Below are 24,162 nucleotides of genomic sequence, written 5' to 3'. Positions count from 1 at the left end.
CTACGACATAGAGGTACCCACCGCGCCCGATGCCATTCGCGGCGGCGGCTACTTACCGGCGAGGGCCGCGAGGTCGATGACGTCGCTCGCGGCCGGCTTCTTGATCTCGGCGAAGGTCTTGCCGAAGTCGCTGAAGGTCAGCGTCGACTTGTCGCCGCCGTCGACCTCGAGCGGGAGCGGCTCACCCGTCGTGGCGATGTAGAGGGTGCCGCCCGGGTCGCCGTGGTCGGTCAGCGTGATCGCCGGCACGCCGTCCACCTGCTTGGCAGCGCCCTTGGTCACCTTGCCGTCCGGCTTGACGATCTCGTCGACCTTGAAGAGATCGAAAAGGCCGGCCATGTCCTTGTCCTTCGCGGACAGCTTGACCCATCGGTCACCGACCACCGTCATGATGACCTTGGCCTGCTTGGCGCCGCCGGCGTTCTGCGCCCACATCGCCTCGTTGGGCTTGATGTATTTGGTGCCCCCGACGGCGAGCATCTCGATCTTCGCCTTGCCCACGGTGAGCCAGCCGACGGAGTCCTTGCCGGCGATCTTCACGTCGACCGCCATCTTCTGGCCGTCCTCGACGCCGCTACCCGCCGCGTGGAAGGACTTCACGTCCGCGAGGGCGGCGGTGGTCCGCTTGAGGATCTCGTCCGCGCTCAGCGCCGCCACACCGTTGTCGGCGGGCGTCGACGCGGTGGGCGACGGGGTCGCCGCGGCCACCGACGCGGTGTCCGCTTGTGGCGAGGCCACGGCGTCATCGTTGTTGCAGCCGCTGAGCGAGACTGCCGCCACAGCGAGGGCGGCAATGACCGAACCGGTCAATTTGATTGTCATGTGGTTCCTGTTCAAACGAGTCGAGGCGGTACGGCGATGGCCGGACCGCGCTCATCGAGCGCGTGACTCTAACCGATCGCCGCCTCCCCCGTGTCCCGGCCGTTGGGAGCGCTCCCGTGACGGCCGCCGATACAGCTGTTAACGTTCACTAGCAACGACGGTCATCAATGTCTGTCGCGCTTGGGGGAGGGCCGGTATGGCCGGGTTCGGAGTCATCAAGGCCGGCGTGGTCGCGGCCGGCGTCCTGGCGTCGGCGACGGTGCTGGTGGCCTTGCCGGCCGGCGCCGCGACCGCGGGCTGCTCGGTGAACTACGCTGTGTCGTCGCAGTGGCAGGGCGGGTTCGGCGCCAACGTGACGGTCACCAACCTCGGCGATCCGCTGACCGGCTGGACGTTGACGTGGTCGTTCGGCGCCGGGCAGGCGGTGACGCAGGCGTGGAACACTTCACTGACCCAGAGCGGTTCCGCGGTGACCGCGAAGAACGTGAGCTACAACGGCTCGGTCGCCACCGGCGGGACGGCGTCGTTCGGCTTCAACGGCTCGTGGACCGGCAGCAACCCGGCGCCGGCGAGTTTCGCCCTCAACGGCGTGACCTGCACCGGCGGCACGACCCCGCCCACGACCACCCCCACCACGCCGCCGACGACGGCCCCCACCACGCAGCCCACGACGGCCCCCACCACGACTCCGCCCACCGGCACCTGCACGCTTCCGTCGACCTACCGCTGGACCTCGACCGGCCCGCTGGCGACCCCGAAGCCCGGCCTGGTCGGTCTCAAGGACTTCACCAACGTCGTCTACAACGGCAAGCATCTCGTCTACGCGTCGACGACCGACACGGCCGGGTCGTACAGCTCGATGAACTTCGGCCTCTTCACCAACTGGTCCGACATGGCCTCCGCCGGCCAGAACTCGATGGCGTCCTCCGCCGTCGCGCCGACGCTGTTCTACTTCGCCCCGAAGAACATCTGGGTGCTGGCCGGCCAGTGGGGTGCGACACCGTTCTTCTACAAGACGTCGAGCGACCCCACGAACGCGAACGGATGGTCATCGAACCAGCCACTCTTCTCCGGCAGCATCGCCGGCTCGTCGCCCCTGGATCAGACCCTCATCGGCGACAGCACGAACATGTACCTCTTCTTCGCCGGCGACAACGGCAAGATCTACCGGGCGAGCATGCCCATCGGAAACTTCCCCGGCGACTTCGGCACCACCTCGACAGTGATCATGAGCGACACCACGGCCAACCTCTTCGAAGCGGTTCAGGTCTACAAGGTCCAGGGCCAGAGCCAATACCTCATGCTGGTCGAGGCCATGGGCGCGAACGGCCGCTACTTCCGTTCGTTCACCGCCTCCAGCCTGGGCGGCTCCTGGACCCCACAGGCCGCGACGGAGAGCAGCCCGTTCGCCGGCAAGGCCAACAGCGGCGCCACCTGGACCAACGACATCAGCCACGGCGACCTGGTCCGCGCCAACGCCGACCAGACGATGACCGTTGACCCCTGCAACCTGCAGTTGCTCTACCAGGGCCGCGACCCCGGCTCCGACGGCACCAGCTACAACCTCCTGCCCTGGCGCCCGGCGGTCCTCACCCTGCAACGCTGACGGGTCACCCGCTCACTTCCAGACACAGGTGATTCCGCGGTAGGGCGGCTGATTCCACGCCGGGTTCGTGACCTCGGTTGTGTCCGCTTTGTTCAGCGTCTTGCCGTGCCACGTCCAGCGGGTCTGTGAGCCGTTCGCCGGCAGCGTCTCGAAGAAGGCGGATGCCTCGACGAGCTCGGGCACCCCGTTGTGGTCGTGGTCGGAGCAGCCGATGCCGATCGAGTACTTGTTGTTCGCGTCCTCGGTGAACATCTCCGGCTGGTCGTCGACGCCGTTGTGGCGTACGAGAAGAAGTTTGTCCTTGGTGTAAGTCACCATCACCAGGAATTGGCTGTGTGCGCCGAAACCGGCCACGATCACCGCCTCGTCCCCGGCCACGCCGTCGAAATCGGTGTGGGTCAGCACCACCGGCTGCACGGGCGGGAACTGGTCCTGGTCGATTGGCAGGGTTAGATCGGCGACCGGACCCCGGGCCATGACAGCGCGTGCCGTCCACTGCTCCGACCGGCGGAACGTCAGCAGGGTGTCGGTCCTGCCGTCGCCATCGATGTCCATCTTGGTGGCGCCCTGGCAGGCGGCGTCGACCGGCGTGAACGGGTTCGGCGCGATCACCGGGCAGTCCTGGTAGCCGGTCTTCTTCTCCGGCAGCTTCGCCGCCAGAGCTTCCGGGAAGGCTTCCGGTGGGGTCGCGCGGGAAAAGGCGGTCCAGGTGCCGTCGGGGTCGATGCATATCCGGTACGGGCGGGCCGCGCGCGCCGAGTCGAGGATCGCCCCCGCTTCCTCGGGTGCGAAACCGAGCGCGGCCACCCGGCCCGCATAGGTGTTCAGTTCCGGATCGGCGAGCCCGTAGACGTACGAGTCCCGGCCCGTCTCCGTGCAACGCCAGTGCATCGGGGGAGTGCTTGTCAGATCGGCGAGGGCGTTCGCGGCCTTGGGCCCGGCGACCGGGTCGGGCTCGGAGCCGAGCGTGAGCGACGGCTTCTGACCCGGGTCGGCGGCGTTGCCGAACTGGAGGCCCGGCTTGGGAAGGGCCTCAACGATACCGAACCGGTTGCTCCCATAGCCGCTCGCCGCGTCGTACAGCCGCTTCTGCGTGGCGACCACGGCGGCGGGCAGGTTCCCGCCCTCCTCGTTGAGGGCCCTGGTGGGGACGATCGCGGTGCGCTCGGCGATCACGTGCTGCGATTTCACCTGCTGGATCGGGCTGCGGAGAAGGGTCTGCACGAGTGTCGGCGCGTCCTTGATCGCCGTCGTGATCGCGTCGACCTCTTTGGCACGCGCCTTCGCGGCCTCGTCCTTCTGCGCGTCGCCGGCGCCTTCGCCGAGGCCGCTCCAGGCTTTGGTCGAGGCCGACACGCAGTTGTTCAGCGCGCCACCGAGCTCGGGAACGCGCTTGAGGTCGAAGGTGCGGGCCACCTCCTCGGTCACCGGCGCGGCGAGCACGCATTGCACGGCCGAGACCAGCAGGCCGACCGGCAGCATGGCGACGCTGAGCACGTCCACCACGAACTGCGCGATGACCGCCTCGAGCCCCGGTCGGGCGAGGAAGTCGATCAACCGGTAGCCGGCCGGCAGCTCCAGCTCGATCGTCCCCTTGCCGGGCAGGTAGGTGTAGTCGCGGTTGGCGTCGCCGAGCATCCGCCATACGTTGTCGACCAGCTTCACCTTGTCCGGCTGGGTGACCTGCATCGGCGGATAGCCCCGGAGCTGCAGGAACTGCCCGTACAACCGGTTGTTGACGACCTTCAGGCGAGGCCGGTGGCCGTCGGTGCCGGCGGCGACACAAACCTTGACGTTGTCGCCCCTGACGCTGCCGCGCCAGGTCTGCGATGCGGGCGCGCACTTCGGGTCGGGAGCGCGATAGCTGGCGTCGCGATAGGCGGAGACGACCGCCGCGCCGAGCTGCGCCGGCACCTTGAGGATCTTGTACGCCAGCTGGGCTCTCGCCTTGGCCCGTCCCACGATGGAGAAATGCGAGACGACGGTGGTGATGGTCTTGCCGTCGGCGACCCCGCCCTCGTTGACCCAGGGTGCGTCCCCGTGGCGCGAGACGATCAGCGGGTCGTCGTCGCCCGCCAGCGGAAACGTGACGGTCGCTGCCGAGCGCAGACTGCCGCCGTCCAGCGTGATGTCGACCGGCTCGCCGCCCCACTCCATGCCCTCCGGCGGAGCAACATCGACAGCCTTTATCCGTACGTCGGTGTCATCGCTCAACGCGCCCGGCGCGAACCGGACCGTCACCCCGCTGTCGCCGCGTACCGTTCCCCCGGTCGAGGCTTTGACCCGCACCGTGTCATCGGAGCGCACCACCCGCCAGACGACGAACGCTCCCGCCAGCAGGACCACCACGACCGCCGCGATCAGCACCGTTGTCCTCATCCGCACGGCTACCGACGGTATTCACGGCGTGCGTCCTGCGTTACCCCTCATTCAGGTGACGAGCCCGTCCGGGTAGTTGCCGAACGACAACCGATCGATCGGTAGCGGTCGACGCAGGGAAGAAGGCTCAGGCGGCCCGGTGGTCGCTCGCCCACGTGGCGATGGTGCGGGCCCGGCGTCCCAGCAGCCGGGCCACGGTGTCGGTGGTGGGGCCGGCGTGGGGGTTGTGGGTGACGGCGGCGAGCTTGACTCCCCGGGCGGCCAGGACGCGGACTGCTTCTCGCCCGACGGTAGGGTGGGGGGCGTGAACACCGGACCGGCGCCCAGCCACGCACGGATTGGTGACCCGGTGGACGACTGAGCCGCCGCGCCTCGGCACGAGGGCCTCCGCGAGCAGCAAGCAACCAAGCTGCGGAATCCCTTTCAAACCGTGTCAGAGGAGACGTATGGCAGTCAGTTTCAATCACACGATCATTGCTTCGCGGGACCGCGAGGAATCGGCTCGGTTCTATCGCGAGCTGCTCGAGGTTCCGGCGGCGGCGTCGTGGGGAGTGTTCAGCAACATTCAACTGGCGGACGGTGTGCTGCTGCAGTTCGCGGAGCCGCCGGTCGAGATCCAGATGCAGCACTACGCGTTCCTGATGGATGACGAGCTCTTCGATCGGGCCTACGCGCGGCTGTGCGAGTGGGAAGTCGTGCACTGGGCCGATCCGCAGATGCGCCGGCCCGGGGAGATCAACCACGAGCACGGTGGGCGCGGGGTCTACTTCAAGGACCCGTCGGGGCACGCCATCGAGTTGATCACCCGGCCGTACCTGTAGGCGCCCCTAGGGATCGCGCCTCCTACCCAGGGAGGAGGCGCGGTCCTTCCGGCGGCCGCAGGTGCGGCTCACGGGTGGGCGAAATGACCGCGGTGAATGCGCAGGCTGCGGTTATGACTATCGCGATCGCAGCAAAGCAGGCTCGATGGAATCGGCCCCTGGTGTGGCTGACGGCCGTCATGGCGGGGCTCGTGGTTGTCACGGCCCTGGGGATTCTGGTGGACCAGCGCGTCGTCACGGGGGCGCCGGTCTGGCTCAAGCCGTTCAAGTTCGCGGTCTCGTTCGCGGTCTACGGGCTCACGCTGGCCTGGATGCTGTCGGTCCTGCCGAGAAGGAGCCGGGTCGCCGAGCTCGCCGCGGTCGCCATCGTCGGGGTGGGGCTGATCGAGCAGGGCATCATCGTGGTGCAGGCGGCGCGGGGGACCACCAGCCACTACAACGAGACGACGCCGTTCAACGAGGCGCTCTGGCAGGCGATGGGAATGTCCATCATGGTGCTGTTCATCGCGCATCTGCTGATCGGGATAGTGGCGCTGGTGCAGAGAATCGAAGACCGCGGGAACGCGTACGGGATAAGGCTTGGTCTTGGTCTGTCGCTGCTGGGCATGATGGCGGCCATTCCGATGGTCACCCCGATGCAGGACCCCGGAATCGCGGACATCACGGGCGCGCACAGCGTGGGCGTGCCGGACGGCGGCCCGGGGCTGCCGATCACGGGATGGAGCACGACGGGCGGCGACCTGAGGATCGGGCACTTCGTGGGGCTGCACGCCCTGCAGGCCCTGCCGTTGCTGGCGTTCTTCCTGGTCAGGCGGGGAATCGACGAGCGGACACGGGTGCGGCTCCTGCTGGTCGCGGGCGGTGCTTACGCCGTACTCGTCATGCTGTTGACCTGGCAGGCGCTGCGGGCGCAACCGCTGCTGCAACCGGATGGCCTCACCCTGATCGCGTGGGCCGCGCTCGCGGCCGTCACGGCGGCGGCGACCGCGCTGGTGCTGAGGAAGAGAGTGGCATGACGGGTACGTTGTTCGGGCTCACCTTCCTGGTGGCGGCGCCGTTCTGGGCCCTGATGATCCTGCTCCCGCGGTGGCGGTGGACCGAGCGGATCATCGGGAGCCCAGCGATCGTGCTGCCGGTGCTGGTCATCTACGCGATCCTGGTGATCCCGGCCCTGCCGGACCTGCTGCCGGTGGTGACCCAGCCGACGCTGGAGGGCCTCCGGGAGGCGCCGGGCACGGCGAATGGTGCCGCCGCGGCCTGGGCGCACATGATTGCCTTCGACCTCTTCGTCGGGCGATGGATCTGGCAAGACGGAAATGACCGAAAAATCGGGCACTGGCGGATCGCGCCGACGCTCGTGCTCACCATCCTGTTCGGGCCGCTGGGACTGGCGGTCCATCTGCTCGACAGGCGAATAGGCTGACCGGCATGGGCTTGGTGGTACGCCTCTTCGACCGGCGCGATACCTGGGCCCGCATGGTGCTGCTCGACCTGAGCGGCATCAGCTACCTGGTCTTCGGCCAGGACGAGGGCCGGCACCCGACCGTGACCCAGTGGTGGCTCGCGATCGGCGCCTTCGTCGTCGCGATCGCGCTCTGCCGCTGGCCGCTGGCCAACTTCCTGGTGCAGACGGCGCTGCTCGGCGTGGCGATCTGCGTGCTCGACGACACGACGATCAACCAGGTGGGCTCGAGCTGGGCGCTGGCCGAGGTGGCGCTCTGGACGCGCCGCCCGCGCACGATCTGGCTGTCGGCGGGGCTGCTCTTCGCGGTCTACCTCGTGTTCGCGATCGCCGACTCGATCGGGTCGGTGCCCCGCGAGCTGTTCGGGGTGATCGTGCTGCCGGTCGGGCTGCCGCTGCTGCTCGGCCTGGTCATCCGCACCACCCGGGAGCTGGGCCTGCAGGCCGAGCTGCGGGCCGCGTCGGAGAGCCGGGCGGCCCGCGCCGACGAGCGCGGCGCGATCGCGCGCGAGCTGCACGACGTGGTCGCGCACCACGTGGCCTCGATGGTGGTCACGTGCCAGGGGTGGCGGCCGGTATAAACGCCGTGGTGGGATGCCCCCATGCAATCCGATACCCCCCGGGTGATGCGCCCGATCCTCCGTGTCTCGAAGGACAAAAAGGGCCGCAGCACCTCGACTGCCGATCAGGCCACCGACCTTAGCCGCGATGCCGACGAGCACCATTGGGCCGTCGGCCCTGCCTACGTCGATGAGGGCATCTCGGCCAGCCGCTTCGCCCGGCAGGTTCGGGGCGACTTCGCCCGACTCGTGGCTGATGTGGCGTCCGGTCAACTCGATGGTCAGATCGTTGGGCTGTGGGAGACGAGCCGAGCAAGCCGACAGGTCGACGAGTGGGCTCCGCTGCTGACCTCGATGCGGGGGCGCGGCATCCACATCTGGGTCTCGACTCACGACACGCTCTACTCGCCCGACAACGGTCGGCACCGAGAGACGCTGCTGAATGAGGCAGCGAAGGACGAGCGAGCATCGGAGGAAACCAGGGACCGGGTTGACCGGACGATCGATGCTGGCCTCGCTGCCGGGAAGGTGCACGGCGACATCGCCTACGGATACAAGCGCCGATACGACCCAGAGACTAAAGAGCTGGTCGAGCAGTACCACGAGCCGACCGAGGCCCCGATCGTCTTGGAGGTGTTCCAGCGGATCGACAAGGCGGAGACACTGCGGTCGATTTCCAGGGACATGCACAGCCGAGGCATCCGGTCGCGGGTCCGCACCGTCATGCGCAAGCAACCCGACGGCAGCCGGGTGAAGACCACGGTCGGCGGCAAGCTACTGACCGAGAGCCTGATCCGAGAGATGGCAACCAACCCCGTCTATAAGGGCCATCGGCGCGGCCGGACCGGCGACCCGCAGACCTACCGGGGAAGCTGGGAGCCGATCGTCTCGGAGGAGCTGTGGGACCGGGTGAACGCCCGGCTGCGTGACCCTGCCCGGCGAACCCAGCGCGACAGCCAAGCCAAGCATTTGCTGACCCAGATCGGCGTCTGCGACCCGTGCGGCTCCGAGTTGAGCCCAACCCGCCGGGGTCAGCTCACGAAGTGGCGGCTCCATTGCCGGGGGCCTCAGGACTGTGTCCAGGTCGATGAGGCCATCCTCGACGAGATCGCCACCGACCTGATGGTGGGGTACCTATCCCGACCCGACATCGTGGCCGCGATCCTCACCCCACCGTCGGACGATCCGGTCCTCGCTCGTTTGCGGGGCGACATCGCGGCGGCTGAACTGGAGCTAGTCGACTTGGATGCCGGGGTCGAGGCAGGAGACCTGACCGTCGCGCAGCTCCGCAAGCTCGGTCCACCGCTACGGGCGAGGCTGGAGCGGCTGCGCGAGGAGGAGAAGCGACTGTCGGCACCGTCGGCCCTGGCTCGGTTCGTCGGTCCTGCGGACGAGGTGCGTGCTCGGCTCGCTGCCGCCCCGATCACAGCCCGACGTGAGGTCGCTCGGTTGGTGTTCTCGCCCGGCCTGCTCGGCGAGCTGAGGATCGCCAAGGCCGAGCTGAAGTGGTGCCGACACGAGGACCACGAGCGGGCGACCCAGACCTGTCGTCACAACATCGAGGCGCGCGTCAATTTGCGTCAGGACTAGACGGCCGGCCGACCCATATAAATCTGCACTGAGCGTTCCAAAACCCGGCTGCTGGTGGCTGTTAGCCGCATGATTGGCTATCTCCCAGATAGCGCGTCTGGGGGTGCGGCGCGGTCCGCCGGGGGCTTAGCAGTGAGCCTGGCCAGAGATCGCACAGGGCGCGAGTTGACTCCGCAGCAGGAGACTCGCGATGGCCGCACCTCTACCCCGCCCCAACTCGAACGCCTACAGGTCCGCTAACGGGCGACTCGCCCGCGCCGTCCAGCAGCACGGCTCCGACTCACCTGAAGCCAGCGAGGCTCGTGTCGAGCGCGACCTCGTCGGCATTGAAGAACGGCTGGCTGCCCTCATCGACTCGGCCCCTGCTCCGTCGCCCGAGCAGCTCGACCGGCTCCGTCGGCTCCTCCCGGCGGTGACCGCATGATGCCAAGTGACCTGCCGACCGGCCGAGTCGTCCACCTGTACCCGCAGACCAGGCAGGCAAGCCGCAACGTGCATCGCCAGCTTGCCGTGTCAATCGCGGACGATTCTGCCCAGCAGTGGCCAATGGTCCGAGTCTCGTGGACCGAGGATGGCGTGGCCCGGTCCGAACTGGTTCACAAGGACAACATCCGTCTTCGTCGACCGGCCCCCCGGGACGGCTCGGCCGGAGTCCGAGTGTTGCCAGGCAAGGCCGTGCCTGTTCTTGAAGGCCAAGGGGAGCTGTTCTGATGGGCCGCATCCCCAAGATCATCGAGTTCGCCGTCGTGTTGACGATGTGGTCCGTCGCCGCGTACCTCGCCATCGGGGGCCGGTGACCATGGCAGCGAACACCACACCCGCCGACCTGGCGCACCGGGTTCGGGTCGGTGCTCGATCCTGCACCTTGACCGCCCAGCGGTGGATGTTGAAGCGGACGTTCCATCACGCGCTTGCGGTCGAACGTCGGGCATTCATGCTCGGCATCAACACCGGCCACCGGCTGGTGATCTGCTCTCGGCCCGAATGCGGCCACGGGGACGAGGTTCCCTCGGTCATTCCGTGGGTCGACGCCATCGAGCTCGAACTCAACGGATGGAAGCGCCCGCCCCGGTCGGTCGACCTGCCGCTGTTGGTTGAACTCGACCGACCCAGCCTCCGCGATGGCGCGTGGGGGATCGCCGTCGGCTGGCACCCGGCGGTCTGGTTGCCCGAGTGGTGGATGGAGGAGAGCGGCGAATGAGCCTGGCGTCTAGGTCGACAGTGAGCTGTCGGCAGTTCTACATCTGTTCCGTCTGCGGGACTCCGGAGATAAACGGCAGGCCGAAGCCCGCCGAGACATTGGGCGACGGAGCTGACTGGCAGCTTCGAGTTTATCTCCAATGCGCCAACGGCCACGACATCGACTTCGTTCTGATGGGGCCGTTCCCTCTGACGAGCGCCACCGTCAATCTTCCCTAGATACGCGTCGGCCCTCGACGCCTGGCAACGTCGAGGGCCGACTTAGCAACAGCTCCGAGGTGGACGAGACGAAGGAGCAATCCATGAACCAGGGGCAGCGACTCCCCACAACACCTATCGGAGTACACCATGACCGCCGCATTGACGCGGGTAGAGCCCCATGACGAGGCCGATACGCGCCCGTTTCTTGGTCCGCTAGGCCGACACCGCCTCGCCGGATTGGCGCAGAACCTCAAAGACGAAGTAAGGGAGTGGGCTGAACGCGGAGTCCATTTCGCCTCGTACACCGAGTATCTGTACGTCAAGGAATGGACACACTTCTACGTCCCGTGGGTGTCCCGCCGGACAGGGAAGCTCGTAACCGACTTCTGGGCCTTCCCCGACGAGGACGTCAGCAAGGCGATCGAACTGGTTCGGTGCGAGCCGTGGTGGATGCCACCGCTGCAGCCGGACGTCCAGGAGGCAGCGAACGCCGAGGTAGCCCGGATCCGGTCGGTGATGAACGAACCGTGGGAGCTGCTGCACCTCGGCCGACTCGAACGACTCCTCGGCGAGAACATCGGCGCGATGCGCCACCCGCACGCCGACCCGTTCGTCGAGTGGCCGAAGCCGACGGTGTGGCTGGAGACGCCGGTAGCGGCCGTCGAGAGCGCAGACGCGACAGCCCTGGAGGGTCTCCCGACGAACTACGAGAGCGAGGCCGCTATGACGGCACCCCTGCCGCCGCCGGTACCGACGGAGAGCCTCTCGGGGGCCGAACGAGCGCTGCGGGTGATGGACCTCGACGCGTTCCTCGACATGCCCTCGCCGGAATGGCTGATCGCCGATTTCCTCGACAGCGGCTTCTCGTACATGACCGGCGGATCCAACACGGGCAAGACCTTCGTCGGAGTCGATATGGCCTGCCAGCTCCCGATCGGCGGCAACTGGCACGGGCTGCCGATCCCCAAGCCGCTCAGCGTGTTGTACCTCGCCGCTGAAGACCCGGCGGGTGTCGCGGGGCGGGTTCGGGCGTGGATCAAGCGATATGCCAGCGCGAACGACCGGATCGCCCTCAAGGAGCGGCTGTCGTTCACCGCCGACACGCCCAGTCTGATCGACCCGGTCGACCGGCAGCGACTGATCCGCTCCGCAGTCGAGTACGACCTGGTCATCATCGACACGCAGACCGACGTGACCAGCGGCATCAACGAGAACAGCAAGAGCGAGATGGACGCGCTGCTCGTCACGATGAAGGCGATCGTCGACGCGGGCGGCTCGGTCCTGATGATCCACCACCCGAACCTCGGCGAGGACTCGTGGAAGCCGCGCGGCATCGGAACCCAGGTCGGCAAGGCCAACACGGTCATCCAGGTGAAGCCCGCCAACAAGGACAAGCCGAACGGGCCGATCGCCGTGGTCACCAAGAAACAGAAGCACAGCCGCAGGGGAAAGAAGCGGGTCTTCGCGATCGAGGAGGTCGGCGACTCGGCTGTCCTGGTCGAGGTCGACGTCCGGGGCGGGAGCGAGCCGGTCTGGCTTGCTGAGGAAGCCGTCATCCGGGCGTTGTGCGAACTCGGACACGGAGGCGTCGGGCAGGTCGCAGCGGGCAAGCTGCAGCAGGAGGTCAGCGACTACATCCTGAAGCACGGATGGAATCCGGACCTCAAGTCGAAGGTCGGCGTGAGGGAGCTTCAACGGGCGGCTAAGACCTTGAAGGACCGACTCGACGACGCTGAATGGACTGGCTCCCTGTGGGTCGCGCCGCCGACGCCGGACGAGCCCGAGGACGACCTGTGACGCGGCAGCGAGCATCACACCAGGGCAACCGCAGCCGTCACGCCGTCACACCGTCACGTGACGGTGTGACGGGGGTGTGATGTGGGTGTGACGGTCCCGGTCAGACGGTGTGACGGGGGTGTGATGGGGGCCAAGCCGGAACGGGCCGTCACACCATCACGGGGGGCCGGAGGCCCCGTGTGGTGTGACGGCCCTGGAGGCCGGGATTTGAGGTCGTTGTGAGAGAGGCTGCTGTGCGCTCGCTGCCGGATCGTCTCGAACCCCACTACACCCTCGTCCGGCGAGCCGACCTACCTACCCCCTGCCACGCGTAAGCCAACCCACCTACCCCCCACCTCCCTTGCCGACCCACCCCCGGCCGGCCGTCACGTGCAAATTGACCCGCGGATAGGTAGGCGCCACATGACAAACAGACCACCGAGGCGAACCGGCCACGGGCGTTGGAAGTGGGGCGACGGCTGCGGTGCCAGCCAACCGACCTACCGAGCCCGCAGCAGGCAGCGACCCAACAGCAGCCAATGCCGACGGTCACGCCAAGGTGAACGACTGCGAATGACCGACGTGCAGATGGAACCAGGGCACAGCCGAATTGGCTGGCACCCGCACGACTGCGACTGCTGACCCGAAAATGGCAGCGTTTTTTAGGACGGGCAGGTTCACCACAACCCCGCCACTTGCCTTTTTCTCTCTCTCCGGCAGTCGGGGGATGGGAGGCTGCCTCGTCGGCGGGGCAGGGCTGGCGCGGGGATGGGTCGTCGTGGCGTCTGGGAGCTCCTCCCGCGAATCGGGACGGCCTGGGGCGGCACGACATACCCCGGCGGCCCCGGAGACGACGGAGAGGCCACGAGACGGCGAACCCCCGGCCTGCTCCTGGGTCGGCCCGGCCAGGGCCCGACGAGGCACTCCGCTTTCGTTGCCTGATGGCGGAGCCTTCCGCCATGGCTGGTGTCCTGGGGGCTGGACGATCCGACCAGGAGGGACGAGAGCAGTGGACGACGCGGAGTTGGTAGCAAAAATCGGTGGGGTAGTCGGCTGGTCGATGGGCACCGCCCTGTTGCGAGCAGGCGAGCCGTACAGGGGCGTTTTCCCGGAGCTGCTGAAGAGGGAACGGCCCGATCTGTTCGTCTCGGCATCGGTTGGTGTCTCGCCGGTACCAACCGCGCCATTGCCGAACTGCTGGAATCGGACTTGCAAGACACCATTCCAGCCGAATCCGAATCAGACCCAGCGCTACTGCTCGGCGGAATGCCGCCGGACGCGGGAGAACGAACTCAAGCGGGCGGCTCGGCTGGTCACCAAGCGCAACTTTCCGGAGGTCCCCAGGTCCTACGGGCAGGGTGCCGCCGAGAACATCTACCGGCACACCCTCGCCATCGAGGAGATGTTGGCGCTGAGTCGCATGCTGATCGAGAACCTCGGCGGGACCTTCCCCGACTCCCCCAGGCACCAGGCCGATGAGGCGGTGGCGAGGAACCGATTCGACCAGCCGCTCTCGGACGAAAAGAGGCAGAGGCTGCTCAAGGATGCTCAGCGGGCTCACGGGGAGCTGCTGGGGTTGCTTTCCAATAGCCGATCGGCGCAGAGCATTGCCGCCGACGAGGCAAAGCGCCAGAGCGGCATCGACGTGAACATGCAGTGGTACCGGAACCACTATGGGCCAGACGGAACTCGGGCCGAGTGGGAGGCCGAGTTCAGCGACGTTGGCCAGGTTGAGGACGAGACGCAGGCGGCAACCCGGAGGTCTCTCCTCCAGGGCATCCAGTAAAGGGAGAAGCAACGATGGAAGACGAATTCGAGTTCAGCCCGGGAAGGTACCGGTGGCAGCGCTTCCGGCGGGAGGACGGTATCGACGAGGAGATCAGGGTTCGCGGTCTGCCGAGGACGCAGGCGGAGCGGTCCAACGACATCGCCCGGCGTCGGATCTTGCTCGCCGAGCGAGACCTCGTCGCCGGACCGAGTCGGACGGAGCGCCTCGCGGCAGAGAAGGCCCAGTACGGCAGCCGCTCTGGTTCGCTGCCTCGCTCGGCCCGTACCGGCGGTCGTCGCGTCGAGTCGACCTCGGGTCGGCCGGGGTCGTTCACCCGTGGTCCGGGTCTCGCCCCCGGGGCGTTCGTCGACGCGGTCCGCTCCGGGGGCTCGGACGCCAAGGTCTGCGGTCACCCGACGTGCAAGGTGATCAACATCAACCACGAGGGTCCGGCCGACGAGTTCTGCCCGGAGCACGGATGAGCTTCCACTGCGGTCGGTGCGGCCAGGCGTGCGACGAGGACGGAGCCCACATCGACCCGATGACCGGCGAGCCGTCGGAACCGCCGTGCAAGGAACCGGTCCAGGTCGTCGCCGACCAGGCGGCGGCACCGACTCCGAAGTCACCGCCGGACAACGGCGATCGGGTCTGGGGACTCCCGGGCCCGCTGACCTCCGAATAAGCGTCGGCCCCGATCGCCGAGGGTGCGATCGGGGCCGATTCGTGTCGGGGTCAGGCGGTGGTCTTCGCTCCGCGCCGACGGGGGGTCTTCGGCTTGGGGGCCTCGGCGGCAGGTTCGGTCTCGGCCGGCCGGGGGTTTGCCGTCTGCTCTGCGTTCGCTGCCTGGATCTTCTTGGCGGTCTTCGCGGCTTCCTTGGCGGCGGACTTCTCGGCCTTCTCCTTGGCCTTCTCGTCGGCTCGGGCCAGCATCTTGGCGGCCTTGATGCCGAGGGCCTCGCTGACGCTCTTGGCGGCGGCAACGGCGTTGGGGAAGGTGACCGTCATCCCGCCATCGTTGGTCCGGATCTCGTAGCCGTCGAGCTGGCCCTTGACGATGAACGAGACGAACTTGGCGTCGTGTCCCTGGGCGAACTCGTTCTTCGTCATCCGGTCGCACTCGGTGGTGAAGGACGCCCCGTCCTGTTCGGGGTCGAACTCGCCGACCTCGAAGAGGGAGCAGCGGCAGGGCTTCAGCGAGTTCGGGGCGGGAGCGGTGGTGGTCGTCATTTCGGGTCTCCAATCCAGTGGATTTCGTCGTTAAGAAAATCCAACCAGGATCGGGATATTCGCCACAATTCTGTGAATGTGCAAATGGGCCTACAGCATCTTTTCAGTGCTGCTCTTGCTGAAGCAATAGATGCCGGGGGTGATCTCCCTTGCGGACTCGTCGAGTTGGGTGAGCGTGTGCAGCAGGCTCCAGCCAAGCGTCAGGTCCTCTTCGGGGTCGTCGCGGATCTGGTCGATCGCGGGCTCGCCGATGGCATTCCTCGTCAGCTTCCAGTCCATCTCCGCTACCCCTCCCGATGTGCCAACCGGCCTGCACATTTGCAGATCGCCTTGACAGGTTACCTCGGTACACTCTCCCTGTACACGTTTCAGCCGACCTGCATCGGTACACCTTCCGGGTGCCTAGCGTCTGTCGCGTGGGAGTCAAAGGGCGGCTGTACACGACCGGCGACCTTGCCGACCTGCTCGGCGTCGGTCGGCAGCGGGCGTATGTCCTAAGTCGTCAGCGCGACTTCCCCGAGCCTTACGACGAGTGGCCGAACGGCCTGGCGGTGTGGCGGGTCGAGGACATCGAAGCGTGGCGACGGACCAGCCGGTACGCCGACGAGCCCAACGGCGTATAAAGACCGCGAGGACCAACCCACTGTGATTGGGTTGGTCCTCGCCTTGTTCTTGCGCTACGCCTCGATGATCAGCTTTGCCCAGCGGTGAGCGTCCAGCTCCGTTCCGAACTCGAAGTAACCCTGGTCCTGGATCTCTTCCCACTTCTCGGTCGGCACGGAGACGAGCCAGGTCCGTCCGTCCACGTGCTCGATTCCCGCGCCGTACCCCATCAGCTTGGGGAACGCGGCGAAGACGATCGCCCGCACGTCGTTCTCGTCCGGCTCGGCTGCCGGGTTGGCCTGGAACCGGATCGTCACCTGTACGCCGGTCGTCACGTCCACGATGGGCCTCCTTATGGATGGAATGTCTCTACATCCATCCAAACAAATCGGCCCCTTCGGACATAAGATTACAAATGACACCTGTACGCGGTGTTTTCCTGGCGGGATGCCGTCAGAACGCCGATCGCATGCCGACGTGCGCCGAGCCAAGGTGCTGATGTTTGCGCGTTGGGGCGACGCCTGCCATATCTGTGGCCACTCCGGCGCTACCGTCGCCGACCACCTGATGCCGAAGCGGACTCACCCACACCTGGTCGCCGACCCCGAGAACATGCGTCCGGCGCACGGCGTGAAGAACCAGCGCGGACCCGGCGGCCTCCCATTCGACGCCCGATGCCAGGAGTGTCTAGCCGAGGGCAAGAAGGGGACCTGCAACGGCAGCCGAGGGGCGAAGCCGATCGTGCAGGAGGCAGCGAACGAGCCGTACGTCCCGATCCCGATGGGCAGCGGAGCCCGAAGGTGGAAGCCAGGTCAGCCGTACGTCCCGGCGGTAAGTCTCTAGACAACCACCCCTGGCGTGTAGCAGCCATGGTGTTGCGGGTCGGGGTCGCCCGGCACGTGATCCCGGGCCTGGACCCGCGGGTGGCCGACGTGCTCGACGACGTGCACGGCACCGGCACGACCGCGCTCACCGACCTGCGGCGGCTGGTGGAGGTGCTGCGCGGGCCGGGCGGCGTGCAGTCGGACGCGGCGCTGACGGCGATCGAGCCGGGCGCGCTGCCGGCCGCGCTGGGCGCGGCTGTCGACACGGCCCGGCGGACGGGACTCACGGTGGAGGCGGACATCGACGAGGCCGTGGGTGGCGTCGATTCCGTACGGGGACTCGCGGTGCTCCGCCTCACCCAGGAGGCGCTGACCAACGTGGCGAAGCACGCCGGCCCCACCGCCCGGGCGTGTCTGAGGATCACCGTCGACGATGACGCCGTGACGTGGGAGGTCGCCGACGACGGAGGAAGCGCCACTCCGTCGGCCCTGAAGGGGCCCGGGTTCTCCGCGCCGTCCGTAGGACCAGGCGCCGGTAGCGGCACAGTCGGTGGGCACGGCTTGATCGGGATGCGGGAGCGGGTCGAGGTGCTCGGCGGCAAGCTGACCGCGGGACCGTCCGGCACCGGGTGGCTCGTCCGGACCGTCCTGCCTAAGGTGGCCGCGTGATCCGGGTTCTGCTCGTCGACGACCAGCCGCTGATCCGGGCCGGCCTGCGCATGCTCTGCGCCGCCGAGCAAGACCTCGAGGTGGTGGGCGAGGCCGGCGACGGCCGCGAGGCGGTCAGTCTGGCCGAGCGGCTCGCGCCCGACGTGGTGGTGATGGACCTGCGGATGCCCGGCGTCGACGGGATCAGCGCGACCAGCCGCATCCTCGCCAGCCGCCCGGCGACCCGGGTGCTGGTGCTGACCACGTTCGGCGACGACGACCACCTCTACCCGGCGCTCACCGCGGGGGCCTGCGGGTTCCTGCTCAAGGACGCGCCGCCGGCAGATCTCCTCGAGGGGATCCGGCGCGCGGCGGCGGGGGACAGTGCCTTCAGCCAGGACGTGCTGCGCCGCCTGGTCGATCGGGCGATGAGCACCCGTTTTTCGAAGAAGCCCACCGAAGGCCTGACGACCCGGGAGCAGGAAGTGCTCGAGCTCGTCGGCGAGGGCCTGTCCAATGCGGAGATCGCCGAGCGGCTGCACATCGGCGTCACGACGGTGAAAACCCACATCACGGCGTTGATGACAAAGACCAACAGCCCCAATCGCGTACGCCTGGCGCTGTACGCCCACGAGGCCGGGTAGCAGAAAGGCCGGAGATCCGTGGCGGCGGGTCTCCGGCCTTCGCCGGTAAAAGTTATCGCGTGAACGCGGGTTTTGTCCGGTGATCTTTACGGCGTGGCGTGGTTCAGCCCTGACGGCCGTTCCACCGGGGGTTCTTCTTGTTGATGATCACCTGGCGGCCGCGCCGGCGCGTGAGGACCGAGCCGGGCTTGCTCTTCAGCGACCTGAGCGAGTTGCGGACCTTCATCGTGGAACCTCTCTCCGCGCCGTAGCTGGCTTGCCGGGCGCGATCTCCACAACCACTTCACCATCGCGGATATTTCCGGTCCGGAACTGCTGCGGCCGTTCGTCATGAGGGCATGGAAACCTTTCGCATCCACGTCCCGCAGGCCGGCCTCGACGACCTCCACGACCGCCTCGACCGCACCCGCTGGCCTTCCGAGATCCCGGACGCGGGCTGGGATTACGGCGTGCCGGGCCGCTATGTGCGGGAGCTCGCCGACCGGTGGCGGAACGGCTACGACTGGCGGCGCACCGAGGCGCGGCTCAACGCGTATCCCCAAGGGAAGACGGTCATCGACGGGCAGCCGATCCACTTCCTGCATGTGCGGTCGACCGCGCCGGACGCGCTGCCGTTGATCCTCACGCACGGCTGGCCGGGCTCGGTCGCCGAGTTCCTCGACGTGATCGAGCCACTGCGCGAGCGCTTCCACCTGGTCGTGCCGTCGCTGCCCGGCTTCGGCTTCTCGGGGCCGACCACCGAGCGCGGCTGGAACATCGCCCGGATCGCCCGCGCCTGGGCCGAGTTGATGCGCCGCCTCGGATACGAGCGGTACGGCGCGGCCGGCAACGACTGGGGTTCGACGATCTCGCCGCAGATCGCCGTGGTGGCGCCCGAGGCCGTGGTGGGGGTGCACGTCACTCAGCTCTGGACCGAGACGGACGAGCCGATCGACGATCCGACACCCGAGGAGCAGGCCGCGCTGGACAACCACGCCTGGCTCGCCGAGAACATGAACGCCTACGGGATCGTGCAGATGCAGCAACCGCAGTCGCTGGCGTACGCGTTGGACGACTCGCCGGTGGGGCTGCTCGGCTGGCACTGCCTGATCTACCGCGAGGGCGTCGACCCCGACTACGTGCTGGACAACGTCTCGATCCATTGGCTGACCGCGACGGCGGGGTCGGCGATGCGCATCTACCGGGAGGCCCTTCTCGAGCCGCCGCTGGCGTGGCCTTCGGCGGTGCCGGTCGGATATGCCCAGTTCGCCGACGACTACCAGCCGATCCGGCGGCTGACTCCCGCCGTGAGCCAATGGCATAAATACGACTTAGGCGGACATTACGCCGCCAAGCAGGTGCCGGAGCTGCTCGTGAAAGATCTGACGGAGTTCTTCGCGGACCTCAAGTAGGACCGGGACGCACCGATCGACCAGGCCATGCGCATGCGAGTTCTCGGCACCCTGCTCACCGCGGCGGCCGTCACCATGGCCGGCACCGCCGTTCCCGCCCAGGCCGCCGAGGGCAACGTGCTCGGCGCCGGCTCTCCCGGCGCGATCCAGGGTCAGTACCTCGTCACGATGAAGGGCATCGGGGCGCAGAGCGTCGGCGGGTCGAAGGCGTCGTACCTCAAGAAGATGTCGGCCAAGGAGGCCCGCCGCCTCGCCGCGAAGCCCGGCGTCGCGTACGTCGAGCAGGACCGCGTGCTGCACACCGAGGCCACCCAGCGGAACCCGGTCTGGGGCCTCGACCGGATCGACCAGCGCGCGGTCACGGCGACGAAGACCTACACGCCGACCGACGACGGCAGCGCGGTCACCGCGTACGTGATCGACACCGGTATCCGGATCACGCACAGCGAGTTCGGCGGCCGGGCCTCCTACGGCCCCGACTTCGTCGACGGGGACGCGATCGCGTCCGACTGCAACGGGCACGGCACCCACGTGGCCGGCACCATCGGCGGCGCCCACTACGGGGTTGCCAAGAAGGTGCGGCTGGTGGCCGTCCGGGTGCTGGACTGCGAGGGCGCGGGCACCCTCTCCGGCGTGATCGCCGGCGTCGACTGGGTGACCGCCCACGCCGCCCGGCCGGCCGTGGCCAACATGAGCCTCGGCGGCGCGCGCAGCACCTCGCTCGAGGCCGCCGTCAAGCGGTCGATCGCCAAGGGCGTCACGTACGTGGTGGCGGCCGGCAACGACAACACCAACGCCGCGGGCGAGTCCCCGGCCGCCGTCTCCGCGGCGATCACCGTCGGCGCGACGGACAGCAAGGACCGCCGGGCCTCGTTCTCCAACTACGGCAGCGTGCTCGACCTGTTCGCGCCGGGCGTGGGCATCCGCTCCTCGTTCGCGAGCGGCGACACTGCCGTCGCCACGGCCAGCGGCACTTCGATGGCGTCGCCGCACGTGGCCGGGGCCGCCGCGCTGGTGCTCGACGCCAGCCCCGGCTGGACCCCGGCGCAGGTGCGCGCCTTCCTGGTCGCCAAGGCCACCACCGGCAAGGTCAAGGACGCGAAGGGCTCGCCGAACCGTCTGCTGTTCGTGACCGCCCCACCGGCCGCGCCGGTCATCAAGTCGACCGGAGTGACGCTCGTGACCGGGCAGGCGTATTCGGGCGCCCTGTCGGCCAGCCGCCGGGGCACGTGGAGCCTTGTCGCCGGGGAGCTGCCGGCCGGGCTCAAGCTCTCGCCGAGCGGCGTCCTCTCGGGCACACCGACCGCGCCGGGCACGGACACGGTCCAGGTCAGGTTCACCGACTACGTCCCGTACACGATCACCAAGACCCTGAGTGTCACGGTGACGCCGGAGGTCGCCTGAACAAATCAGCTCGGCGGCCGGGGGCACGTGGTCGCCGAGCTGATTTCCCCAAAAAGATAGAAGCCGGACTTGTCAGCTCCCTGTCACGAAGCTGTGCGGGCGCTGTAGGCCTCGGCGATCGCCTTGGACTCCGGCAGGTCGGCCTCGACCACCGGCAGGCCGGGGGCGACGTCGGCGCCGAGCTCGGTGAGCAACTGCCGCAACAGCGCCTCGGCGGCGGCCGCCTGCGGCGCCACGCCCGCCGTCACCACCGGGATCGCCCGCTTTCCGGCGAGAGCTTGCGCCGGGAGATAGTCCAGCAGCACCTTGAGTACGCCGGTGTAGCTGCCCTTGTAGGTCGGGGTCGCCACGACGAGCACCTCGGCCTCTTTGAGCAGAGTCACGGCCGCGGCGGTCGCCTCGTCCCCGGGCGTGAGCAGGCCGGGCCCGAGCGAGCCGACCTCGATCACGGCCGGCGGCTCGCTCGCCAGCGCCTCACCCACCGCGACGGCCAGAGTGGACGTGCGCGATCCCGGCCGGGGGTTGCCGGACACGACGACGACGCGGCTCATGATTCTCCTTTGTGCACGAGGGGCAGGACGTTCTCGCCGAACCGGAGCGCCTCTTCGAGGTGCGGCTGGCCGGAGAGGATGAAGTGGCCGATGCCGAGCGCCTGGTACTCGGCGATGCGGGCCGCGACCTCGGCGTGGCTGCCCACCAGGGCGGTGCCGGCGCCGGGCCGGACCAGGCCGAAGCCGGACCACAGGTTCGGGTGGATCTCGAGCGAGTCGCCGGTGGTGAGCGCGGCCATCCGGCGCTGCCCCTCCGACTCGGTGCCCGCGAACTGGCGCCGGGCCGCCTCGATCTCCTCCGGCCGCACCCGCTCGAGCAGCCCGCGCGCGACGCCCCAGGCCTCGTCGGCGGTGTCCCGGCTGATCACGTGCAGGCGGATGCCGTAGGTCAGCTGCCGGCCGGCCTCCTTGGCGAGCGTGCGCACGGCGTCCAGCTTGGCCGCCACCGCGGCCGGTGGCTCGCCCCAGGTGAGATAGGTGTCGGCGTGCTGGGCCGCGACCGGCAGCGCGGCCGGCGACGAGCCGCCGAAGAAGACGGGTGGGACCGGGTCCGGCACGGCGCGGACGGTCGCGGCTTCGACGTCGAAGAACTCACCCCGTGACGTGTACGGCGTACCCGACCAGGCCCCGCGCACGACCTGGAGGAACTCCGCCGTCCGGGCATAGCGCTTGTCGTGGCCGAGGTGGTCGCCGAAGCGCCGCTGCTCCGCCGCCTCCCCACCGGTGACCACGTTCAGGGCCAGCCGCCCGCCCGAGATCCGCTGATAGGTCGCGGCCATCTGGGCCGCCAGCGTCGGCGACAGCAGCCCCGGCCGGAACGCCACCAGGAACTTCAGCCGTGACGTCTCGCCGATCAGCGCGGCCGTGGTGAGCCACGCGTCCTCGCAGAACGTGCCGGTCGGGGTGAGCACCGCCTCGAAGCCGGCCCGCTCGGCGGCCCGGGCCACCAGCGCCAGGTAGCCGAGGTCGGGCGGCCGGGTGTTGTCGGCGGCGAGCCGGGCCTGGCCGCCGCTGACGATGTCGTGGCTGTCGCCGGAAGTCGGGAGGAACCAGTGGAACGGCATCAGGCCGCCCGGTGCAGGTTGGTGTAGTGCCCGTCGTGGTAGACCAGCGGCGTCGCGCTCAGGTCCGCGTGGTGCTCGCCGGCCTCGGGGGAGGCCAGCACGATGCTGTGGTCGCCGGCCTCGACCCGGCGCACCACCCGGCAGACGATCCGGGCCAGCACGCCGTCGAGCAGCGGCACCCCGCCCGGCCCTGGCGACCAGGCGCCGTGGGCGGCGAAGCGGTCGATGCCGCGGGTCGAGAACGTGCGGGCGATGTGCTCCTGCTCCTGGGTGAGCACGTGCACCGCGACCACCTCGGCGTCGGCGACGGCCGGCCAGGCCGAGGCGGTGTGCGCGAGGCAGAACGAGACCAGCGGCGGGTCGAGCGAGACCGACGTGAACGAGGTGGCGGTGAATCCGGCCGGCGGCTGCCCGGGCGCCGTGATCACCACGACGGCCGCCGCGTGGCGGCGGAGCAGCTGCTTGAAGAGATCGGTGTCCACGAGCGAGGTCACGGTCACGGGTGCTCCTTAACGGGAGGCGCCGGCAAGCTCGCGGTGGCGCAGCTCCTGCCGGACGAGGGGGATGAGCTGCCGGCCGTAGTCGACGGCGTCGTCGACCGGTTCGTAGCCCCGGATCAGGAGAGTGGTGACGCCGAGGTCGACGTAGTCGAGCAGGGCCTGGGCGACGGTCTCGGGCGAGCCGACCAGCGCGGTCGAGTTGCCCTGCGCGCCGCTGGCGGAGGCCGTGGCCGTCCACAGCGCACGGTCGTGCCGGTCCTGCTTGGCGGCCGCGGCGAGCAGGCGCTGGGAGCCCACGTTCTCGGGGTTGCGGCCGCCCACCACTTGGCTTCCCAGCACCCCCGCGAACGGGCCGTTGGCCTTGATGCCGGTGAGGATCCGCTCGGCGCGCTCCCAGGCCAGCTCGTCGGTGGCGGCCAGGATCGGGCGGAACGAGACGCTGATGCCCAGCGGCCCGCGCCCGGCCGCGGCCGCCGAGGCCTGCACCGAGGCGATCTGCTCGGCGGTCTCGGCCAGTGGCTCACCCCACAGCGCATAGGTGTCGGCGGTCTTGCCGCCCACCCGGTACGCCGCCGCGGAGGAGCCGCCGAAGTAGAGCGGGATCCGGTGCGCGGGCTGAACGATCGGGGCGTAGTCCTCGAACTTGTAGAAGCGGCCGTCGTACGAGAACGGCTCGGGCGACGACCAGGCCCGGCGCAGGATCGTGAGGTACTCCTCGGTGCGCGCGTACCGGTCGTCCTTGCCCAGGTAGTCGCCGTCGCGGCGCTGCTCGGTGTCGGAGCCGCCGGTGATCGTGTGCACCGCCACCCGGCCGCCGGTGAGCTGGTCGAGGGTGGCGAAGGCGCGCGACGCGTTGGTGGGGGAGACGAAGCCGGGGCGGTGCGCGATCAGCAGGCCGATCCGCTCGGTGTGGGCGGCCGCGTAGGCGGCCACCTGGGTGGCGTCCGGCGTGGACGACCCGTACGCGATGAGGATGCGGTCGAAGCCGTTGTCCTCGTGGGCCCGGGCGAAGCGCCGGATGTAGGCGGGATCGACCACGGGACCGCCGGACGGGCGGGTCTCCGACTGGTCCCGTGCGGCGATCATGCCGACGAACTCGACTGTCATGCTAGTTCCACCCT

Annotated in this window: 26 protein-coding genes; 15 read left to right on the top strand and 11 right to left on the bottom strand. The window is 68.7% G+C overall.

The window, feature by feature from the left end:
* Window positions 1-48 precede the first annotated feature (48 nt).
* A complete protein-coding gene (locus tag ACQPZX_RS38670; RefSeq protein WP_433366921.1) occupies window positions 49-822 on the bottom strand; it encodes a hypothetical protein in 774 nt (257 codons plus the stop codon).
* Between the two features lie 196 nt (window positions 823-1,018).
* Between ACQPZX_RS38670 and ACQPZX_RS38665 the strand changes: the two genes are divergently transcribed.
* Window positions 1,019-2,428, top strand: a complete 1,410-nt coding sequence (locus ACQPZX_RS38665) for a non-reducing end alpha-L-arabinofuranosidase family hydrolase (protein WP_433366918.1) — start codon at window positions 1,019-1,021, stop codon at window positions 2,426-2,428.
* A gap of 12 nt (window positions 2,429-2,440) precedes the next feature.
* Here ACQPZX_RS38665 and ACQPZX_RS38660 read toward each other — a convergent pair whose 3' ends face one another.
* Window positions 2,441-4,813, bottom strand: coding sequence for a hypothetical protein (locus tag ACQPZX_RS38660; RefSeq protein ID WP_433366916.1), 2,373 nt, complete (start codon window positions 4,811-4,813; stop codon window positions 2,441-2,443).
* 121 nt (window positions 4,814-4,934) lie between these two features.
* The gene (locus ACQPZX_RS38655; protein WP_433366913.1) at window positions 4,935-5,207 is read right to left on the bottom strand and encodes a hypothetical protein; all 273 of its coding nucleotides are present in this window, start codon (window positions 5,205-5,207) and stop codon (window positions 4,935-4,937) included.
* A 46-nt stretch (window positions 5,208-5,253) separates the two neighbouring features.
* Here ACQPZX_RS38655 and ACQPZX_RS38650 point away from each other — a divergent pair, with 46 nt between their 5' ends.
* The 9 genes from ACQPZX_RS38650 (at window position 5,254) to ACQPZX_RS38610 (ending at window position 14,667) form a co-directional block, all read left to right on the top strand.
* On the top strand, window positions 5,254-5,628 hold the full coding sequence (locus ACQPZX_RS38650; protein ID WP_433366910.1) for a VOC family protein: 375 nt from the start codon (window positions 5,254-5,256) through the stop codon (window positions 5,626-5,628).
* Between the two features lie 83 nt (window positions 5,629-5,711).
* A complete protein-coding gene (locus ACQPZX_RS38645; protein WP_433366908.1) occupies window positions 5,712-6,644 on the top strand; it encodes a hypothetical protein in 933 nt (310 codons plus the stop codon).
* Entirely contained in the window at window positions 6,641-7,051 is a 411-nt protein-coding gene (locus ACQPZX_RS38640) for an ABA4-like family protein (RefSeq protein ID WP_433366905.1), read from the top strand. Before ACQPZX_RS38645 ends, ACQPZX_RS38640 begins: the two co-directional genes overlap by 4 nt.
* Before the next feature lie 5 nt (window positions 7,052-7,056).
* Window positions 7,057-7,671 (top strand): histidine kinase dimerization/phosphoacceptor domain-containing protein, encoded by a 615-nt coding sequence (locus ACQPZX_RS38635; RefSeq protein ID WP_433366902.1) that lies wholly within the window; start codon window positions 7,057-7,059, stop codon window positions 7,669-7,671.
* A 21-nt stretch (window positions 7,672-7,692) separates the two neighbouring features.
* Window positions 7,693-9,240: a recombinase family protein gene (locus ACQPZX_RS38630; RefSeq protein WP_433366899.1), complete on the top strand. Its 1,548-nt coding sequence runs from the start codon at window positions 7,693-7,695 to the stop codon at window positions 9,238-9,240.
* Between the two features lie 793 nt (window positions 9,241-10,033).
* Window positions 10,034-10,441, top strand: coding sequence for a hypothetical protein (locus tag ACQPZX_RS38625; protein ID WP_433366897.1), 408 nt, complete (start codon window positions 10,034-10,036; stop codon window positions 10,439-10,441).
* 347 nt (window positions 10,442-10,788) lie between these two features.
* Window positions 10,789-12,438, top strand: a complete 1,650-nt coding sequence (locus tag ACQPZX_RS38620) for an AAA family ATPase (RefSeq protein ID WP_433366894.1) — start codon at window positions 10,789-10,791, stop codon at window positions 12,436-12,438.
* Between the two features lie 988 nt (window positions 12,439-13,426).
* Window positions 13,427-14,203 carry a hypothetical protein gene (locus ACQPZX_RS38615; RefSeq protein WP_433366891.1) on the top strand — a complete coding sequence of 259 codons (777 nt, stop codon included), beginning with the start codon at window positions 13,427-13,429 and terminating at the stop codon, window positions 14,201-14,203.
* Between the two features lie 14 nt (window positions 14,204-14,217).
* Entirely contained in the window at window positions 14,218-14,667 is a 450-nt protein-coding gene (locus ACQPZX_RS38610; RefSeq protein ID WP_433366888.1) for a hypothetical protein, read from the top strand.
* 250 nt (window positions 14,668-14,917) lie between these two features.
* Here the strand turns inward: ACQPZX_RS38610 and ACQPZX_RS38605 are convergent, their stop codons facing one another.
* Together ACQPZX_RS38605 and ACQPZX_RS38600 are read right to left on the bottom strand one after the other, a co-directional pair.
* The gene (locus ACQPZX_RS38605; RefSeq protein ID WP_433366885.1) at window positions 14,918-15,412 is read right to left on the bottom strand and encodes a hypothetical protein; all 495 of its coding nucleotides are present in this window, start codon (window positions 15,410-15,412) and stop codon (window positions 14,918-14,920) included.
* A 90-nt stretch (window positions 15,413-15,502) separates the two neighbouring features.
* Complete coding sequence (locus ACQPZX_RS38600) at window positions 15,503-15,691, bottom strand: hypothetical protein (RefSeq protein WP_433366882.1); 189 nt, start codon at window positions 15,689-15,691, stop codon at window positions 15,503-15,505.
* 137 nt (window positions 15,692-15,828) lie between these two features.
* Between ACQPZX_RS38600 and ACQPZX_RS38595 the strand changes: the two genes are divergently transcribed.
* Window positions 15,829-16,035, top strand: coding sequence for a helix-turn-helix transcriptional regulator (locus ACQPZX_RS38595; RefSeq protein WP_433366880.1), 207 nt, complete (start codon window positions 15,829-15,831; stop codon window positions 16,033-16,035).
* Window positions 16,036-16,089: 54 nt separating this feature from the next.
* Here the strand turns inward: ACQPZX_RS38595 and ACQPZX_RS38590 are convergent, their stop codons facing one another.
* Window positions 16,090-16,356: a hypothetical protein gene (locus ACQPZX_RS38590; RefSeq protein ID WP_433366877.1), complete on the bottom strand. Its 267-nt coding sequence runs from the start codon at window positions 16,354-16,356 to the stop codon at window positions 16,090-16,092.
* Between the two features lie 528 nt (window positions 16,357-16,884).
* Here ACQPZX_RS38590 and ACQPZX_RS38585 point away from each other — a divergent pair.
* Window positions 16,885-17,508 carry a sensor histidine kinase gene (locus ACQPZX_RS38585; protein ID WP_433366875.1) on the top strand — a complete coding sequence of 208 codons (624 nt, stop codon included), beginning with the start codon at window positions 16,885-16,887 and terminating at the stop codon, window positions 17,506-17,508.
* A complete protein-coding gene (locus ACQPZX_RS38580) occupies window positions 17,505-18,131 on the top strand; it encodes a response regulator (RefSeq protein ID WP_433366872.1) in 627 nt (208 codons plus the stop codon). Before ACQPZX_RS38585 ends, ACQPZX_RS38580 begins: the two co-directional genes overlap by 4 nt.
* A 103-nt stretch (window positions 18,132-18,234) precedes the next feature.
* On the opposite strand, the gene ACQPZX_RS38575 is transcribed toward ACQPZX_RS38580, so the two are convergent.
* Complete coding sequence (locus ACQPZX_RS38575; RefSeq protein ID WP_433366870.1) at window positions 18,235-18,357, bottom strand: ribosomal protein bL36; 123 nt, start codon at window positions 18,355-18,357, stop codon at window positions 18,235-18,237.
* Window positions 18,358-18,469: 112 nt separating this feature from the next.
* On the opposite strand from ACQPZX_RS38575, the gene ACQPZX_RS38570 reads away from it, so the two are divergent.
* Window positions 18,470-19,522 carry an epoxide hydrolase family protein gene (locus tag ACQPZX_RS38570; RefSeq protein ID WP_433366867.1) on the top strand — a complete coding sequence of 351 codons (1,053 nt, stop codon included), beginning with the start codon at window positions 18,470-18,472 and terminating at the stop codon, window positions 19,520-19,522.
* Between the two features lie 27 nt (window positions 19,523-19,549).
* A complete protein-coding gene (locus ACQPZX_RS38565) occupies window positions 19,550-20,926 on the top strand; it encodes a S8 family serine peptidase (RefSeq protein WP_433366865.1) in 1,377 nt (458 codons plus the stop codon).
* Window positions 20,927-21,009: 83 nt separating this feature from the next.
* Here ACQPZX_RS38565 and ACQPZX_RS38560 read toward each other — a convergent pair whose 3' ends face one another.
* From ACQPZX_RS38560 to ACQPZX_RS38545, 4 genes are read right to left on the bottom strand one after another with little or no spacing between them, the layout of a single operon-like run.
* Window positions 21,010-21,477 carry an NADPH-dependent FMN reductase gene (locus tag ACQPZX_RS38560; RefSeq protein WP_433366863.1) on the bottom strand — a complete coding sequence of 156 codons (468 nt, stop codon included), beginning with the start codon at window positions 21,475-21,477 and terminating at the stop codon, window positions 21,010-21,012.
* Window positions 21,474-22,541 carry an LLM class flavin-dependent oxidoreductase gene (locus tag ACQPZX_RS38555; RefSeq protein WP_433366860.1) on the bottom strand — a complete coding sequence of 356 codons (1,068 nt, stop codon included), beginning with the start codon at window positions 22,539-22,541 and terminating at the stop codon, window positions 21,474-21,476. The genes ACQPZX_RS38560 and ACQPZX_RS38555 overlap by 4 nt, the downstream gene beginning before the upstream one ends.
* Window positions 22,541-23,041 (bottom strand): flavin reductase family protein, encoded by a 501-nt coding sequence (locus ACQPZX_RS38550; RefSeq protein ID WP_433366858.1) that lies wholly within the window; start codon window positions 23,039-23,041, stop codon window positions 22,541-22,543. Before ACQPZX_RS38550 ends, ACQPZX_RS38555 begins: the two co-directional genes overlap by 1 nt.
* A 9-nt stretch (window positions 23,042-23,050) precedes the next feature.
* Complete coding sequence (locus ACQPZX_RS38545; protein ID WP_433366855.1) at window positions 23,051-24,148, bottom strand: LLM class flavin-dependent oxidoreductase; 1,098 nt, start codon at window positions 24,146-24,148, stop codon at window positions 23,051-23,053.
* Window positions 24,149-24,162: the final 14 nt, after the last annotated feature.

Source organism: Actinoplanes sp. CA-142083, from assembly GCF_050942195.1.
Taxonomy (GTDB): Bacteria; Actinomycetota; Actinomycetes; order Mycobacteriales; family Micromonosporaceae; genus Actinoplanes.
This window is presented reverse-complemented; position numbering and strand designations above follow the sequence as displayed.

Bases quoted from the DNA above. Each gene is read 5' to 3' on its own strand.
- ACQPZX_RS38670 (WP_433366921.1), bottom strand. From the start codon at position 822: ATGACAATCAAATTGACCGGTTCGGTCATTGCCGCCCTCGCTGTGGCG.
- ACQPZX_RS38665 (WP_433366918.1), top strand. From the start codon at position 1,019: ATGGCCGGGTTCGGAGTCATCAAGGCCGGCGTGGTCGCGGCCGGCGTC.
- ACQPZX_RS38650 (WP_433366910.1), top strand. From the start codon at position 5,254: ATGGCAGTCAGTTTCAATCACACGATCATTGCTTCGCGGGACCGCGAG.
- ACQPZX_RS38645 (WP_433366908.1), top strand. From the start codon at position 5,712: ATGACCGCGGTGAATGCGCAGGCTGCGGTTATGACTATCGCGATCGCA.
- ACQPZX_RS38640 (WP_433366905.1), top strand. From the start codon at position 6,641: ATGACGGGTACGTTGTTCGGGCTCACCTTCCTGGTGGCGGCGCCGTTC.
- ACQPZX_RS38635 (WP_433366902.1), top strand. From the start codon at position 7,057: ATGGGCTTGGTGGTACGCCTCTTCGACCGGCGCGATACCTGGGCCCGC.
- ACQPZX_RS38630 (WP_433366899.1), top strand. From the start codon at position 7,693: ATGCAATCCGATACCCCCCGGGTGATGCGCCCGATCCTCCGTGTCTCG.
- ACQPZX_RS38620 (WP_433366894.1), top strand. From the start codon at position 10,789: ATGACCGCCGCATTGACGCGGGTAGAGCCCCATGACGAGGCCGATACG.
- ACQPZX_RS38610 (WP_433366888.1), top strand. From the start codon at position 14,218: ATGGAAGACGAATTCGAGTTCAGCCCGGGAAGGTACCGGTGGCAGCGC.
- ACQPZX_RS38605 (WP_433366885.1), bottom strand. From the start codon at position 15,412: ATGACGACCACCACCGCTCCCGCCCCGAACTCGCTGAAGCCCTGCCGC.
- ACQPZX_RS38600 (WP_433366882.1), bottom strand. From the start codon at position 15,691: ATGGACTGGAAGCTGACGAGGAATGCCATCGGCGAGCCCGCGATCGAC.
- ACQPZX_RS38585 (WP_433366875.1), top strand. From the start codon at position 16,885: ATGGTGTTGCGGGTCGGGGTCGCCCGGCACGTGATCCCGGGCCTGGAC.
- ACQPZX_RS38575 (WP_433366870.1), bottom strand. From the start codon at position 18,357: ATGAAGGTCCGCAACTCGCTCAGGTCGCTGAAGAGCAAGCCCGGCTCG.
- ACQPZX_RS38570 (WP_433366867.1), top strand. From the start codon at position 18,470: ATGGAAACCTTTCGCATCCACGTCCCGCAGGCCGGCCTCGACGACCTC.
- ACQPZX_RS38565 (WP_433366865.1), top strand. From the start codon at position 19,550: ATGCGCATGCGAGTTCTCGGCACCCTGCTCACCGCGGCGGCCGTCACC.
- ACQPZX_RS38560 (WP_433366863.1), bottom strand. From the start codon at position 21,477: ATGAGCCGCGTCGTCGTCGTGTCCGGCAACCCCCGGCCGGGATCGCGC.
- ACQPZX_RS38555 (WP_433366860.1), bottom strand. From the start codon at position 22,541: ATGCCGTTCCACTGGTTCCTCCCGACTTCCGGCGACAGCCACGACATC.
- ACQPZX_RS38545 (WP_433366855.1), bottom strand. From the start codon at position 24,148: ATGACAGTCGAGTTCGTCGGCATGATCGCCGCACGGGACCAGTCGGAG.